Origin of the sequence: Streptomyces thermocarboxydus, from assembly GCF_024760485.1 — a bacterium.
Lineage (GTDB): Bacteria > Actinomycetota > Actinomycetes > Streptomycetales > Streptomycetaceae > Streptomyces > Streptomyces cellulosae.
Genome location: NZ_CP058273.1, coordinates 634,636 through 650,377, shown reverse-complemented (window position 1 = coordinate 650,377; position 15,742 = coordinate 634,636). Strand labels below are relative to the sequence as shown.

General features: G+C 71.5%; 9 protein-coding genes and 2 pseudogenes. 6 read left to right on the top strand and 5 right to left on the bottom strand.

Annotated features, from left to right (window positions below):
* Nucleotides 1-254 (bottom strand): annotated as a pseudogene (locus AY578_RS33960) (O-antigen ligase family protein); the annotation flags it as partial.
* A 238-nt stretch (nucleotides 255-492) separates the two neighbouring features.
* Here AY578_RS33960 and lnt point away from each other — a divergent pair.
* The 4 genes from lnt to AY578_RS02965 all read left to right on the top strand — a co-directional run bounded on the left by lnt (nucleotide 493) and on the right by AY578_RS02965 (nucleotide 5,656).
* Nucleotides 493-2,103: an apolipoprotein N-acyltransferase gene (gene lnt / locus AY578_RS02980; RefSeq protein WP_136237301.1), complete on the top strand. Its 1,611-nt coding sequence runs from the start codon at nucleotides 493-495 to the stop codon at nucleotides 2,101-2,103.
* Nucleotides 2,104-2,185: 82 nt separating this feature from the next.
* Entirely contained in the window at nucleotides 2,186-2,686 is a 501-nt protein-coding gene (locus AY578_RS02975; RefSeq protein WP_137211034.1) for an NUDIX hydrolase, read from the top strand.
* A 55-nt stretch (nucleotides 2,687-2,741) separates the two neighbouring features.
* Nucleotides 2,742-3,551, top strand: a complete 810-nt coding sequence (locus tag AY578_RS02970) for a 3-hydroxybutyrate dehydrogenase (RefSeq protein ID WP_258901977.1) — start codon at nucleotides 2,742-2,744, stop codon at nucleotides 3,549-3,551.
* 113 nt (nucleotides 3,552-3,664) lie between these two features.
* Complete coding sequence (locus AY578_RS02965; protein ID WP_258901975.1) at nucleotides 3,665-5,656, top strand: helix-turn-helix domain-containing protein; 1,992 nt, start codon at nucleotides 3,665-3,667, stop codon at nucleotides 5,654-5,656.
* Nucleotides 5,657-5,704: 48 nt separating this feature from the next.
* Here AY578_RS02965 and AY578_RS02960 read toward each other — a convergent pair whose 3' ends face one another.
* Nucleotides 5,705-7,099, bottom strand: coding sequence for an MFS transporter (locus AY578_RS02960; protein WP_028960358.1), 1,395 nt, complete (start codon nucleotides 7,097-7,099; stop codon nucleotides 5,705-5,707).
* A 236-nt stretch (nucleotides 7,100-7,335) separates the two neighbouring features.
* Here AY578_RS02960 and AY578_RS02955 point away from each other — a divergent pair.
* Nucleotides 7,336-8,699, top strand: a pseudogene (locus AY578_RS02955) (APC family permease).
* A 128-nt stretch (nucleotides 8,700-8,827) separates the two neighbouring features.
* Here the strand turns inward: AY578_RS02955 and AY578_RS02950 are convergent.
* The gene (locus tag AY578_RS02950; protein WP_019526910.1) at nucleotides 8,828-9,445 is read right to left on the bottom strand and encodes a L,D-transpeptidase; all 618 of its coding nucleotides are present in this window, start codon (nucleotides 9,443-9,445) and stop codon (nucleotides 8,828-8,830) included.
* Between the two features lie 241 nt (nucleotides 9,446-9,686).
* Here AY578_RS02950 and AY578_RS02945 point away from each other — a divergent pair, with 241 nt between their 5' ends.
* On the top strand, nucleotides 9,687-12,419 hold the full coding sequence (locus AY578_RS02945; protein WP_161232745.1) for an NB-ARC domain-containing protein: 2,733 nt from the start codon (nucleotides 9,687-9,689) through the stop codon (nucleotides 12,417-12,419).
* A 214-nt stretch (nucleotides 12,420-12,633) separates the two neighbouring features.
* On the opposite strand, the gene AY578_RS02940 is transcribed toward AY578_RS02945, so the two are convergent.
* Both AY578_RS02940 and AY578_RS02935 read right to left on the bottom strand, forming a co-directional pair.
* Nucleotides 12,634-13,404, bottom strand: a complete 771-nt coding sequence (locus tag AY578_RS02940) for a glycosyltransferase (RefSeq protein WP_258901965.1) — start codon at nucleotides 13,402-13,404, stop codon at nucleotides 12,634-12,636.
* Between the two features lie 407 nt (nucleotides 13,405-13,811).
* The gene (locus tag AY578_RS02935) at nucleotides 13,812-15,734 is read right to left on the bottom strand and encodes an SMI1/KNR4 family protein (protein ID WP_019526907.1); all 1,923 of its coding nucleotides are present in this window, start codon (nucleotides 15,732-15,734) and stop codon (nucleotides 13,812-13,814) included.
* Nucleotides 15,735-15,742 lie beyond the last annotated feature (8 nt).

Below are 15,742 nucleotides of genomic sequence, written 5' to 3'. Positions count from 1 at the left end.
CCGGCCAGCGCGCCCGCGCAGGGCGCGGCCACCGGCAGCAGCGCCCCGCCGATGCGGCCCGCCGCGTACCCCGCGGCGACGGCCAGCACCGCGAGCAGCATCCCCTCCGGACGCCCGTCACCGGCCGCCGCGGTGATCAGGGGCCAGGCCGCGCACGAGCCCAGCACCACCACACCCGCCGCGTCCGGCCCTGTCCGTCTCTCACCGTCCGCGTCCGCACCGGCGGACGCCCTGTCCGTCGAACCTGAACCCACCCCGCACCCCGCCCACGTCGTGCCCCCGACCCCTGTGAAGGACCCCGCCCGCGGACCCCCCGTCGGGCCGCGCGGACAAGGCACCGGCACACGGTAACGGCTGGTGGCCCGTTTGGGGACGTCCGGTGACGACTTGAGGGGAAACGGTGTCGGACGCGGGGCCGCGCACCGTCCAGCCGCCCCCGCCGCCGTACGACCGTGCTGTCCGGCCCCAGGTCACGCGCCGTAGACTCCCCGGGTGACCGTCACCGCAACCTCCGTCGGCGCGTCGGACCCCATGCCGCCGCAGACCACGCCCTCGGCCTGGCGGAAGTGGCGCGCGCGCCTCCTCCCGGCCGGCGCCGCCGCGCTCGCGGGCCTCCTCCTGTACGTCAGCTTCCCGCCGCGCACCCTGTGGTGGCTGGCCCTGCCCGCCTTCGCCCTCTTCGGCTGGGTGCTGCGCGGCCGGAGCTGGAAGGCGGGCCTGGGCCTCGGCTACCTCTTCGGCCTCGGCTTCCTGCTGCCGCTGCTGGTGTGGACCGGCGTGGAGGTCGGCCCCGGCCCGTGGCTCGCGCTGGTGGTCATCGAGGCGGTGTACGTCGCGCTGGTCGGCGCGGGCATCACCCTGGTGTCACGGCTGCCCGGGTGGCCGGTGTGGGCGGCGGCGCTGTGGATCGCCGGCGAGGCGGCACGCGCGCGCGTGCCGTTCAGCGGCTTCCCCTGGGGCAAGATCGCCTTCGGCCAGGCGGACGGCGTGTTCCTGCCGCTCGCCGCGCTCGGTGGCACCCCGGTGCTCGGCTTCGCCGTGGTGCTGTGCGGCCTCGGCCTGTACGAGGTGGTGCGGCTCGCCGTGACCGCGCGGCGCACCGGCGGGCTGCGGAAGGCCGCCGCGGTCGTCGGCGTGCTGAGCGTCGCCGTGCCGGTGGCCGGGGCGTTCGCGGCGCGCACCCTGGTGAGCGACAAGGCGGAGAGCGGCTCGGTCACCGTCGCGGTGATCCAGGGGAACGTGCCCCGTCTCGGCCTCGACTTCAACTCCCAGCGCCGGGCCGTCCTGGACTACCACGCGCGCGAGACGGAGCGGCTGGCCGCCGAGATCGCGGCGGGCCGCGTCGAGCGGCCGGACATCGTGCTGTGGCCGGAGAACTCCTCCGACATCGACCCCTTCGCCAACGACGACGCGCGCGAGGTCGTCGACCGCGCCGCGAAGGCCGTCGGTGCGCCCATCTCGGTCGGCGCGGTCATCACCCGGGACGGGAAGCTCCTCAACGAGCAGATCCTCTGGGACCCGGTGAAGGGACCCGTCGACGTGTACGACAAGCGGCAGATCCAGCCGTTCGGCGAGTACCTCCCGCTGCGCTCCCTGGTCGGCGCGATCAACGACGAGTGGACCTCCATGGTCCGCCAGGACTTCAGCCGCGGCTCCGAGCCAGGCGTGTTCGACCGGGACGGCGCCGCCGTCGGCCTGGTCACCTGCTACGAGGCCGCCTTCGACTGGGCCGTGCGCGACACCGTCACCGACGGCGCCAAGATGATCTCCGTGCCCAGCAACAACGCCACCTTCGGGCGCAGTGAGATGACCTACCAGCAGCTCGCCATGTCCCGGGTGCGCGCCGTCGAGCACAGCCGCGCGGTCACCGTGCCGGTCACCAGCGGTGTCAGCGCCGTCATCATGCCGGACGGGAAGGTCACGCAGAAGACCGGCATGTTCGTCGCCGGCCACCTGGTGCAGGAGGTGCCGCTGCGCACCTCGCAGACCCCCGCGACCCGTCTCGGCACCCTCCCGGAGGGCCTCCTCGTTCTCCTCGCCGGGGGCGGTCTCGGCTGGGGCGTGGCCACCGCGGTACGCGCCCGGCGCACCGGCGAGCAGTAGGGGCCTGCGGACACCGGCGAACAGCAGGAGAACGCCCCCGACGTGCCCGGATGCGCCCCGGGGCGCCGGTTAGGGTCGGGGCATGGCTACTCCTGACTTCATCCGCACCCTGCGCGCCTCGGCCGGCCACCAGCTGCTGTGGCTGCCCGGCGTCACGGCCCTCGTCTTCGACGACGAGGGCCGCGTGCTGCTCAACCGCCGGGCGGACACCCGCAAGTGGTCGGTGATCGGCGGCATCCCCGACCCGGGGGAGCAGCCCGCGGCCTGCGCCGTACGGGAGGTCGAGGAGGAGACCGCCGTGCGCTGCGCGGTGGAGCGGGTGGTGCTGGTCCAGGCCCTGCAGCCGGTGACGTACGGCAACGGCGACATCTGCCAGTACATGGACATCACCTTCCGCTGCCGTGCCCTCGGCGGCGAGGCGCGGGTGAACGACGACGAGTCGCTGGACGTCGCCTGGTTCGCGATGGACGCGCTGCCCGAGCTGAACGAGTTCGCGAGCTTCCGCATCAAGCAGGCCCTCGCCGACGCACCCACCTGGTTCGAGCCCGCACCCACATGGCTCAACCCCACTGGAAACGGCTGAACTGTGGGGCGCGACCACATGGGTCGACCGGGGCGTGCTGCCTAGGGTCGACCCCATGACCGCGCCCCGTGCCCTCCCGGCTCCCCACGACACCCCCCTCGACCTCGGCGGCCGCACCGCGCTCGTCACCGGCGCCGCCGGCGGCATCGGCCGCGCCTGCGCGCTGCGCCTCGCGGCCGCAGGCGCCAAGGTCAGAGCCGTCGACCGGGACGCCGAGGGGCTGGAGGCGAGGGCGGCCATCGCCGCGGCGGCCGCGGACCTCGGCGGCGCCGTCGAGCCGCACGTCCTGGACCTCACCGACCTGGACGCCGCCGAGGCCGCCGCCGCCGGGACGGACGTCCTGGTCAACAACGCGGGGCTCCAGCTGGTGCGGCCCATCGAGGAGTTCCCGCCGGACGTCTTCCACACGGTCCTCACCGTGATGCTGGAGGCCCCCTTCCGCCTCATCCGGGGCGCCCTGCCGCACATGTACGGGCAGGGCTGGGGCCGCGTCGTCAACATCTCCTCCGTGCACGGCCTGCGCGCCTCCGCCTACAAATCGGCGTACGTGGCCGCCAAGCACGGTCTGGAGGGGCTGTCCAAGACCACCGCCCTGGAGGGCGCGTCCCACGGCGTGACCTCGAACTGTGTGAACCCCGGCTATGTGCGCACCGCACTGGTCGAGAAGCAGATCGCCGACCAGGCGCGCGCCCACGGCATCCCCGAGGAGCGCGTCGTGGCCGAGGTGCTGCTCCAGGACAGCGCGGTCAAGCGCCTGATCGAACCGGAGGACGTCGCCCAGGCGGTGGCCTACCTGTGCGGCCCCGCGGCGTCCTTCGTCACCGGCACGTCGCTGATCCTGGACGGCGGCTGGACCGCGCACTAGGACGGACGCGTCCGGACAGGCACGGACCTGACACCGACCGCGGCCGGACGTCGGGCGGCGGAGTTTTCCACAGGGCTGACGGGGCGGCCGCCGGATGAGGAATCCTGAGACCCATGCCCCGCGATCATCTGCAGTCCGCCGAACGGTCCGCCTCCGCCGCCCCCGCGCCGGACCGGACCCGCCCCGACGCCGCCCGGCCCGCCGCCGACGGCGCCGAGGCGCCGTTCCTGGAGCTGCTCGCCCGCGGCGCCCCCGCCGAGGCGTACGAGCAGCCGGTGCTGCTGGCCCGCGCCGAGGGCCGCCCCGCCGAGCGGGTCGCGGCCCTGGAGCGGGCCAAGCTGCTCGCCCTGCGCGTGCGCTCGGAGATAGAGGGGCGCCGCCGCAGGGAGGCCGAGCTGTCCGCCCTGTTCGAGACCGCCCACGACCTGGCCGGGCTGCGGGACCTGGACGCCGTGCTGCGCGCGATCGTGCAGCGCGCCCGCTCCCTGCTCGGCACCGACGTCGCCTACCTGAGCCTGAACGACCCGGAGCGCGGCGACACCTACATGCGGGTCACCGAGGGCTCGGTGGCGGCCCGCTTCCAGCAGCTGCGCCTCGGCATGGGTGAGGGCCTCGGCGGCCTCGTCGCCCAGACCGCCCGGCCGTACGTAACGGACGACTACTTCCGCGACGGCCGCTTCCAGCACACCCACTCCATCGACAGCGGGGTGCGCGACGAGGGGCTCGTCGCGATCCTCGGGGTGCCCCTGACGCTCGGGGAGCACGTCATCGGGGTGCTGTTCGCCGCCGACCGCCGCACCCGGGTGTTCGAGCGGGAGCAGATCGCCCTGCTCGGCTCGTTCGCCGCGCTCGCCGCGGCCGCCATCGACACGGCCAACCTGCTCGCCGAGACCCGCGAGGCCCTGAGCGGCCTGGAGCGGGCCAACGAGATCATCCAGGACCGCAGCGCGGTCATCGAGCGCGCCTCCGACGTCCACGACCGGCTCGCCGAGCTGGTCCTGCGCGGCGGCGGGGTGCACGACGTGGCGGCCGCCGTCTCCGAGGTGCTGGACGGCACCGTCGAGTTCACCGAGGCCCCGGCGGCGCCCGCCGGCGCCCTGGAATCCTCCCGCGCCGAGGGCCACGCCGTGCGGCACGGGGACGACTGGATCGCCGCGGTCGCCGCCGGGGACGAACTGCTCGGCGCGCTCGTGCTGCGCGGCCATCCCGGCCTCGACCCCGTCGATCAGCGCACCCTGGAGCGCGCCGCCATGGTCACCTCGCTGCTGCTCCTCGCCCGCCGCTCCGCCGCCGAGGCCGAGCAGCGCGTCCGCGGTGAGCTGCTCGACGACCTGCTCGACGCCCGCGACCGCGACCCCCGGCTGCTGCGCGACCGCGCCACCCGGCTGCGCGCCGACCTCGACGCCACGCACGCCGTACTGGCCGCCCGGCTGGAGGGCGGCACCGCCGACGCCGACCAGGAGGCCGACGCCCGCCGGCGCCTGTGGGCCGCGCCTCCCATCTCGCCGCGACCCGGCACGGCCTCGCTGCCGCCCGCGACGGCGGCACGGTCCTGCTGCTGCCGCTGCCCCCGGGACACGGCCACCGACCTGGCCCGCCGCACCGCCCGCGAGCTGGGCACCGCCGTCCACGAACCGGTCACGGTCGGCGCGTCCGCCCCGGTCGGCCGGCTCCTCGCCGGCCCCCACACGGTCGCCACGGCGTACGCGGAGGCCCGGCGCTGCCTCGACACGCTGCGGCTGCTCGGCCGCGCGGGCGACGGCTCCGCCGCCGAGGACTTCGGCTTCCTCGGGCTGCTGCTCGCGGGGGAGCGGGACATCGCCGGCTTCGTCGACCGCACCATCGGCCGGGTCGTGGCGTACGACGAACGGCGTGGGACCGAGCTGCTGCGCACGCTGGACGCCTATTTCGCGTGCGGGATGAGCCCGGCCCGCACCAAGGACGAGCTGCACGTCCACGTCAACACGGTGGCGCAGCGCCTCGACCGGGTCGGCCGGCTCCTGGGCGAGGACTGGCAGAGCCCCGAGCGCGCCCTGGAGATACAGCTGGCCCTGCGCCTGCACCGCCTGTCCGGCGTCACACAGCCGCCGCCCGCACAGCACTGACCCCCGCGCCGCGGGGCGGACACGGGGGCCGGGGCTGTGGATCGCGCATCAGAGGGCGCGCGCGCCCTCTGCCTTGTCGACCGAGACGGGGGTGTCCGTCCCGTCCTCCATCTCCGGGGAGACCTCGGTGAGATCCCGGTGCCTGGTCTCCTTGGCCGCCAGGATCGCGACGACCGTGAGCAGGCTCGCGGCGATGACGTAGAGGGCGATCGGGGTCGAGCTGCCGTAGCTCGACAGCAGCGCGGTGGCGATCAGCGGGGCAGGGGCGCCGGCTGCGACCGAGGCGAACTGGGCGCCGATGGAGGCGCCGGAGTAGCGCATCCGGGTCGCGAACATCTCGGAGAAGAAGGCCGCCTGCGGCGCGTACATCGCCCCGTGCATGACGAGACCCACGGTCACGGCGAGCAGCAGGGCGCCGAAGCCGCCGGTGTCGATGAGCGCGAAGAACGGGAACATCCACAGGCCCACGCCGACCGCGCCGATGAGATACACGGGCCGCCGGCCCCACCGGTCGGACAGGGCGCCCCAGGCGGGGATCACGGCGAAGTGCAGCGCGGAGGCGATGAGCACGGCGTTGAGGGCGGTCTGCTTCGACACCCCGGCCGAGGTGGTGGCGTACACCAGGATGAACGCGGTGATGACGTAGTAGCTGATGTTCTCGGCCATCCGCGCGCCCATCGCCACCAGCACGTCTCGCCAGTGGTGCTTGAGCACGGCGACGAGCGGCATGCGCTCGGCGGGGGCGTCCGCCTTGCGCTCCTCGGCACGCTTCAGCGCCTCCTTGAACACCGGCGACTCGTCGACGGAGAGCCGGATCCACAGGCCGACGATCACCAGCACACCGGACAGCAGGAACGGGATCCGCCAGCCCCAGGCGCCGAACGACGACTCCGACAGCACGGCGGTCAGCAGCGCCAGCACACCGGTCGCCAGCAACTGCCCTGCCGGCGCGCCGGTCTGCGGCCACGACGCCCAGAACCCGCGCCGGCGTGCGTCACCGTGCTCCGACACCAGCAGGACGGCGCCGCCCCACTCACCGCCGAGCGCGAAGCCCTGCACCAGCCGCAGCACGGTCAGCATGACCGGCGCCATGCTGCCGACGGTGGCGTGCGTGGGCAGCAGACCGATGGCGAAGGTCGCCCCGCCCATCATCAGCAGGCTCAGCACCAGCAGCTTCTTGCGCCCGAGCCGGTCGCCGTAGTGCCCGAACACCAGCGCGCCGATCGGCCGCGCGGCGAACCCGACGGCGTACGTCAGGAAGGACAGCAGCGTGCCCACCAGCGGATCGGACTCCGGGAAGAACAGCTTGTTGAAGACCAGCGCGGCGGCCGACCCGTAGAGGAAGAAGTCGTACCACTCGATGGTGGTGCCGATGAGGGACGCGGCGACGATGCGCTTGAGGTTGTTCGGTGCTGCTGGTGGAGCGGCAGAGGGCGACGACATCGGCACCACTTCCTGGCGTTGCGGGGACGTTTGCGTGTCGCCACACCGTAGGAATCCGCAGGTCAGGCGCACATGTGGTGGGACACCATAGTTCGGGGGGTGGTTATGCGTGGGGCCACCATGCCCGCGTATGCCGCAGCACGGCATGCTCCGAATGCGCTACACCCAGGCATCACCCCCGGGCCCGCCGGGCAGGCACACCGTGGTCAGTGCAACGCCTCAGCGGGAGCCTTTTCATGGCCACACCCCGAGAGGACGCGGCCGGTTCGCCGGGCGGAGGGCAGGAACCGGCGCTGCGGCGCGTCATCGGCCCGCGTTTGCTAGTTCTGTTCGTGGTCGGCGACGTCCTCGGCACCGGCATCTACGCCACGACAGGGGAGGTCGCCGGCAAGGTCGGCGGGGCCTGTGGCTGCCGTTCGTCATCGGGTTCGCCGTCGCCCTCCTGACCGCGGGCTCGTACATCGAACTCGTCGGCAAGTACCCGAAGGCGGCGGGGGCCGCGCTCTACGCGCAGAAGGCGTTCCGGGTCCCGTTCCTGACCTTCATCATCGCCTACGTGGTCATGTGCTCGGGCCTGTCCTCGGCGAGCGCGGCGGCCCGCGCCTTCGGCGGCGACTATCTGGCCGAGTTCACGGACTTCTTCCCGCCCACCTTCGTCGCGATCCTGTTCATCCTCGCGCTGGCGGCGCTGAACTTGCGGGGCGTGTCGGAGTTCGTGAAGACCAACGTGGTCCTCACCCTGGTCGAACTGACCGGACTGGTCGTCATTCTCGCGATCGGCGCCTGGGCGGTCCTGAACGGTGAGGGCGAACCCAGCCGGCTCGGCGAGTTCCAGGCGGAGGGCGGGGGCATCGAGCTGATCACCAGCGTGCTCGGCGCCACCGCGCTCGCCTTCTTCGCCTTCGTCGGCTTCGAGGACTCCGTCAACATGGCCGAGGAGACCAAGGACCCGGCCCGCACGTTCCCGCGCGCCGTCTTCATCGGCGTCGCCGTCACGGGCACCCTCTACGTCCTGGTCCCCTTGGTCTCCTCGCTCCTCGTCGACCACCGCGTGCTCGGGGAGTCCAGCGGCCCGCTGCTGGAGGTCGTCAAGGCCGGCGGACTCGACTTCCCGCCCGAACTCTTCGCTTTGATCGCTCTGTTCGCGGTCACCAACTCGGTGCTGATCAACATCATGATGGCGTCCCGTCTGTGCTACGGCATGGCGAACGAACGCATTCTGCCGCGCGCCCTGGGCCGTGTACTGCCCAGCCGCCGCACCCCTGTCGTCGGCATCGTTTTCGTCGCCGTCCTGGCCGTCGGCCTGGTCTCCACGGGGGAGATCGCCGGCCTCGGTGACACCACGGCCTTCCTGCTGCTGTGCGTCTTCGCCGTCGTCAACATCGCCGTGCTCGTCCTGCGCCGCGATCGCGTCGCGCACGAACACTTCCGCACCCCGACCGCTCTGCCGGTGCTCGGTGCGGTCACCGCTCTCGTCCTGGCCAGCCCGCTGTCCGACCGGCCCGCGAACGTGTACATCCGGGCGGGCGTACTGCTGGCCATCGGCATCGGACTGTGGGGCCTCAACAAGGCGGTGATGAGGGCGCGCGGGGAGCTGTGAGCCCGCCCAGCCCCAGGCGACCGTCGCCTCCCGGGCCCTCGGGCTGACGTCGGTAAGACGTTCCGCCCCGGAAGCATCGGCTTCCGGGGCGGAACGACGGACGAACCGTGCTGCAGGCTACGTGTGGATCAGCGCACCGTAAGGAGGGCGGCGCGCCCGTGCTTGTTCATGTAGCTGAACAGGTGGGCGATGTGGTCGGGGTGGAGCTTGATGCAGCCGTTCGACTTATAGTCCGACACCCCGTCCCAGCGCTGCGGGCTGTCGGCCCCGTTGCGTGGCCCCTGCTTCCTGTCCTTGGTCATCTCGCTGTGGATGAACAACGCGTTGCGCTCGGTCTTGTGCGGGTGGCACTTCTTGGCGGGCAGGCCGATGGCGTACCCCTTGATCGTGCTGTTCCGGCTGGTCTCGAACGAAGACGGTCGGTACGTGCCGTTGGGGAGCCAGCCGACGTTCTTCGCGCACTCGTCCCGATAGCTCTTGCCCGCCGGCGTCCCGTCGTTGGCCGCGGTTCCCAGGCCCGACCCGGCGCGGTAGCTGGTGACGTGGGTCTTGCCGTTCCAGACCTGAAGGACCGAGTTGGAGGGGTCCTTCGCATTCTTCACGAATACCAGCGCCACCGGGGACGCGGTGGGGGCGTGGCGAGCCGACGGTGCACCGGCGGTCGGTTGGGCAGTGGCGGTGACCGCTCCCGCGGAGAGCACGGCCGTGGCGGCGATGCCTACCAGTGCCTTTGTTGTCATGTTCATGGTAATTATCTCCTCACGTATGCGCCCATACCGCTGGGCGTTCGGCCGGACTTTCCGTGCCTTCGAGGACGACTGTTCCGCAGTGGGGCGAAGAGAGCACCAGTGCAAGCAATTCATGCATTTGCGGTGCAATATGCATTTCCGTAACCTGCTGTCTCTCGGTTGCACTGCAACAAAGGACAGGCGGTAGCGGGAGTTGGCGACGGGGGAGGACTGCTTCGAGAGCTTCGCGCACAGTCTCGTGCGGGCGCTCGACGCATGGTCCGAGTGCGTGGGCGGTGTGGTATCGACGGGCCGGCCGACGCGCAAGGTGCTGGTCAGGGTGTTGGAGCAGGAGCGGAACACGCCCATGTGGGCTTCCCGCGCCCCTATCGATGGGCCCCTGCTGTCCTACTGGCTCCGCGGACGTGGGCAGTTGCTTCCTGGCACGAAACACAACCGGCTCCCCGGGACCGAGGACAGTGCGGCCGTCGCTCGGGCGCTGAAAGCGCAGGCACCCGCTGACGCCGAGCGGTTGCAGGCCATCGGCCGGGAGATCTCCGAGCTGGTGGCCATGCTCCAGGAGACCGCCGGACGCGGGTGGCGCCGTCGGATCGGCGAGAGCAGCTTCGTGCAGACGGGCGGAACGGACGCCCTGCCGCTACAGCGCGCTGAGGGGCGGCGAGATGTGCACGGTGACGGGGCCGTGCATGTGCCTGCTCCTCATGTGCCCGCTGGACACCGCATGGAGCAGGCGACGAGCTTCGTCGGCCGGACACTCGAGCTCGTCGAGGGCAGCGCGCTGATCGAACGCTGCCGCCTTCTCACACTCGTCGGAGTCGGCGGCGTGGGTAAGACCAGGCTGGCCCAACGTCTGACCCGAGACGTGGCACATCGCTTCGAACACGGCGTCCACTGGGTGGAGTTGGCCGATCTCCACCACGGCCATTCCGTGGCCGCGGCGGTCGGCGCCGCATTCGGTCTCCAAGGGTCGGCCGAACACGCGCCGTTGTGTGAGCTTGCCAGTGCGTTGCAGGGACGCAGGGTGCTCCTGCTCCTCGACAACTGCGAACATCTGCTGGATGAGTGTGCCAGGACCGTTCGAGCGCTGCTGGCCCTGCTGCCGCGACTCCGTGTCATCGCCACCAGCCGTCAGCCCCTGGACATCGGCGAAGAGCACGTGCTGCGGGTGATGCCCCTCGACGTTCCCCGTGTGGGCGACGGACGAGCGAGGCAGGAGGATGCCACAGGGCGGATCTGTCCGGAATCCTCAGCCCTCGCCCTCTTCGCAGACCGAGCCGAAGCCGCTTGTCCCGGATTCCGCGTGACCAGCACCAACCAGGACGCGGTCATTCGGGTCTGCCGCATGCTGGACGGCCTGCCCCTGGCTCTGGAGATCGCCGCACGCCGGCTGCGTACGCTGACCCTGGAGGAACTCGCGCAGCGGATCGAGTACCGATTCCGTCTGCTCGGCCCCGGGGGCGGTGAGCGCACCGCACATCCGCGACACCGTGCACTGCGTGCGCTGTTCGACTGGAGTTGGGACCTGTGCACCGATGGCGAACGGGCTGCCTGGCAGCAGCTGTCGTTGTGTGCCGGGGGAGTGCTGCTGACCGATGCCGAGCAGCTCTGCGGGGCCACCCCCGCGCATGGAACGCAGACCCCGGGCGGGAACCGTGCTGTCGTCGCCTTCGCAGCCCTGTCCGGACTTGTGGACAAGTCCCTTGTCGACAGGGCGGACGTTGGCGGTCACACCCGGCTCCACATGCTGGAGACAGTTCGTGCCTACGGGCTGGAGCGTCTCAGGGAGAACAGCCACGGGCAGAGTTTCGTGCGCCGCCACCGCGCCTACTTCCTCGATCTCGCGGCGCGGGCGGGAGCCGCCTACGGATCCGCCGAGCAGGCCGACTGGTTGCGGCGGTTGCGTCCCGAGCACTCCAACCTGCGACAGATCGTCACTGCGGCTCCGCCGGCCGGGGAGCCCGCCGAAGCGGTCCTGCGTGCGGCTCAGGGCTTGTGGCTGCACTGTCTGACGTCGGGCAGGGTGGGCGAAGGAGCTCACTGGATGCGGGTGATCATCGACCGTCATCCATGTCCGTCCGAGTCACCGGGAGCGTTGTTCTCCTGGTGCCGCGCCGCATGGGTCGCCGGCTTCCTGCTCCTGATGCATGGCGACCACGACAACGCCGAACATGTGATCGGCATGGCTCACCGGTCGCTGACAGACCTGTCCGCCTCCCCCGGCCCCGCATATGCGACGGCGGAGGAGGACGAGCGGGCCGAGCTTGCAGCCGCCTTCCTTCAGCTGCGGGGGCTGGCGGCCCTCATGAAGCAGGACCTCCCGCAGGCTTCCACGTATGCGCTGTCCTCACTTGCCGTCGGGCGGTGGTCGACGCCGCTGCTGACGCAGCCACAGTCTCTTGCTCAACTCGGTCTCGCCGCGGTGATGCGAGGCGAACGCACGCGAGCCCTGTCCCTGCTGGAACAAGCCCTCGCCATTTCCGAGACCCGCGGTGACACGTGGCATCGGTGCTACTTGTTGTGGATCCTTGCCATCGTCCACGGAGAGGCCGGGGAGATCTCAGAAGCTCTCGATCGTCTACGGTGTGCCCTCCGGCTCGTGGAGGAAATTGAGGAGCGCATGGGAGAGGCAGTACTGAGTGACACCCTTGCGTGGCTGCTTGCCTCTCAGGGGGACGCCCGCGCGGCAACACTCGTGCTCGGAGCTGTGGACCGCGTGTGGAAACCCTCCGGCGTTCCCCGGCATTTCGGATTCGCTCATATGGCCGCCCACCGTCGACGAGCAATGGAACAAGTGCGTCGGACGCTCGGGGAGACGGCCTACGCGCATGCCTACGGGGAAGGTCAACGTCTCGCCCTGCGCGAGGTGCTGAGAATCGCCTTCGCCGGATTCGAGATACGTGACGAGCGCCACAGCCGACGGGCCGACAAGGGTTCCCGCAGCAGTGTGTCGTCACCACGAGCCCGCGCGTGAGGTCAGCCCGCCACCCCTCGATCAGGTCCGCCGCCGTGTGCAGCCCGTCGCACGAGCGGATCGTCTCGCCGATGTCGGTGAGCTTGTGTCGCGGGGACGTGTCGCCCAGAAGACCGTCGATCGCGCCGTGGAGTTGGGCGTCGGTGAAGCGGTACGGATCGAGGCGGATGCCGTAGCCCAGTTCGGCCATGCGCTGGGCGTTGTCGTGCTGGTCTCAGAACAGCGGCAGCAGGATCATGGGCTTGCCGAAGTGGAGGGCCTCGGTGGTCGTGTTGTTGCCGCCGTGGGTGATGACGAGATCGACCAGCGGAAGGATCCGGGTCTGCGGCAGGTACTCCTCGCCCCACATGTTCGGAGCCAGTTCGATCTCCTCGTGCACCGGGCCCTTGGAGACGATGTAGCGGTGCGGGGTCCGGGCGAGTGAGGCGATGACGCTGCGCATCAGGTCCACGTCGGCCGAGCCGAGCAAGCCGAGGCTGAAGTAGATCAGCGCGCCGTCGCTGTCGGCCAGGGCGGGCGGCAACGTGAACGGCTCATCCGTCTCACGGACCGAGGAGTCCAGCCGGTGCCAGGCCGGGTTCAGCGGACGGGCGTCCGAGTAGTCGGCCGCTTCGGGATACACGCACAGGTTCAGATCGCCCTCGTGGATGAACTCCAGGTCGGACAGCGGCCGTGCGCCCTGCTCGGTCACCCAGGCGTTGAACTCGCTCCACAGGCCCTGGTGCGTGCGGTCGTACTCGGCGCGGAACGCGTCCCACCCGCTTCGGTCCGCGGCCGGTAACCCGGAGAACGTCGGCGGAACGTGCTCGCCCTTCATCTCCAGCGGGTTGCGCGAGACGATCCGCACAAACGGAACGCCCGCCGTGGTCAGCGCCGGGAAGCACACGACGTTGTCCTCGACGATCACGTCCGGGCGGACCCGGTCGACGATCTCCTTCAGCCGCGGCTCGCAGTACCGGGCCCCGGAAATCAGCTCCTCCCACACCGGCTTGATCCAGGTCTCCAGTTGCTCGATGGCCGGCTTACGGAACTCGGGCGCGGTGTCGCGTACGAAGTCCTTCCAGAACTGGCCGGCGCCTGCGGCTGTTCGGGCGGCGGGGCCAGATCGACCAGCTCCTCCTCGAACCCGAGCGGCTCCAGACGCCCCTTCCAGGACGCCTCCGCGGCGAACACCACACGGTGCCCCCGGCGGCTCAGCACGTCCCCGATCCCCACGCAGTTGTTCGTCGGCCCGTACGCGCTCTCCGGTGCGATGAGGACGGTCAAGGGCGTAACGCGTTCCTCGTGGGGGACAAGCCCAACTCCCTCACCAGCGGCGGCAGTCATGAAATCTTGCATCGGCTCCGGAGGGCGGGGCAAGACCGTCGGTATCGCTCCGCCGGCTTGTGGACCTCACCCCATGGCCCCCCATATGAAGACCGCCTCACCCTCCTTCGGCGGCCGCGTCCACGAGCGGCTGGTGAAGGAGTACAGGCGGCCGTTGAGGAGGGCGTGGCGGGGGAGGCGGACGTCGAAGTGCTCGGCAACGGCGCGCAGGAGGGGACGTTCCGCCTCGGTGGCGGCCTCGGCCGACGTGAAGAAGCCGTCCGGGGCCAGGGCCGGCGGGATCTCACCGGTGCGTCGCAGCTCGCCCTCCGCGTAGGTGAACGCGTACTCCTCGACGCCGTCCCGCGCCACGGAGAGATGGAAGAACAGTTCGTCGTGACGGCCCGACAGGTCGGCCCACACCGCCACCGCGCGGGTGCCCGAGGAGGCGGACGCGGCGGGGGAGACGAAGCGCTCCGGGTCGAACGGGTTCGGGTGTCCGTCGAAGGCGAAGCTCCAGCCCGCGCCCGCCCGGCCCACCATCATGACGGGCCGGTCGGAGGAGACGGAGGACCATACGCCTCCCGTGCCGCGCAACCGCTGCTGCCGCGCCTCCCCGATGGTCATGGGCGCGCCGAGCCCAGCGTCCCGCTCGTCCTCGTCGCCGAGACGTCCGGGCAGGTCCTCCGGCGGCACCCCCTCCACCAGGACGAAGCGGTACCCCCTGCGTCCGATGCCCGTCTCGCGGTGCGCGAGCCAGTCCAGGCCGGGCGGGTCGAGGCCGGGCGCCGGGGAAGGCGTCTCGCCCGGCCGGCCGCCTCGGGGCGTGGACAGGAATTCGCGACTGCGTTCCGGGGTGAGCAAGGGGCCGAGGAGCGGGTCGGCCACCCAGCCGAGGGGAGCGATGTGGTCCGGGCCCAGGGGCTCCCACAAGGGCAGGGCATCGGTCAGGGCGCGCCACGCCTGGTCGGTGTCGCCCCGGCCGGCCAGTTCACGTGCCCGCCCGACCGCCTCGCCGAAGGGGCCCGGAGCCGTGTACCGGTACGTGCCGGCGCGTACCTGCTCCAGTGTCGCCCTGGCCCGGGACAGCAGGGTCTCGTCGGCGCCCCGCAGGTGGAACGCCAGGCCGTTGTCGTCGTGGGAGCTGCTCGCGTGCTCGGCGACCAGAAGCGGCAGGAGTTCGGAGGCGTACGTCGGGTCGGTCACCAGCTCCCGGAAGTACACCATGTACGTCAGACCGAGCAGGCGGCGGATCTGGTCCCCCAGGCCCTCGGCGCGTGGCCTGCCGTACCCCTTGGCCTCGTCCAGCTTCTTCAACGCCCTTTCCCAGTCACCGCGCAGGGCGTCCCCGCGGGCCTCCTCCACCCGGGCGTCCAGCTCCCGCGTCGTGGCGTTGACGAACTCCGGCACGCCGTCGGTGCGGTGGGCGCGGAGGCTGTGGAACTCGCGGAACATCGCCTCCATGAACGCCCGGAAGCTCCGGTGGCGCTCCGGCGCGTCGGCGCGCCAGCCCGCCCACGTGTACACGGCCCACTCGCCGTCCTCGTCCACGTCCTCCGGATCCAGCAGGACGTACGAGGCGTCGGACTCCACGTCGAGCTGGAGACCGCGCCGCCAGACACCCGCCTCCCGCCGCTCCTCCGGTTCGGCGTCCTCCTCCAGGTACTCCTCGAACACGTCCGCGAGACCCGACTCGTTGTCGTGCCAGCGGGCGTCCGCCGTGCCTGCCAGCAGCCACACGAAGCCGCCCGCGTGCCGCCAGCCGTCGGTGACCTGGAGGAAGGAGCGGTACGACGGCGGCATCCGCCGGCCGAGGCGCTTCTCCATCGCCGCGATCCGCTCCTCGGACGCGGGCGGGAGGCCCAGCCATCGTGACTGCCGTGCCGCCTCGTCGTCGGCGTCCCGCACCTCGTCGTCCGGCAGGGCGTCCGCCCACTCGCCGCTCCAGCGCAGCAGGAAGGTCCGCCAGTCGAAGTCCGCGTTCTTCGGGGCCGTGTTCTCCGTCAGCATGCGCCGAT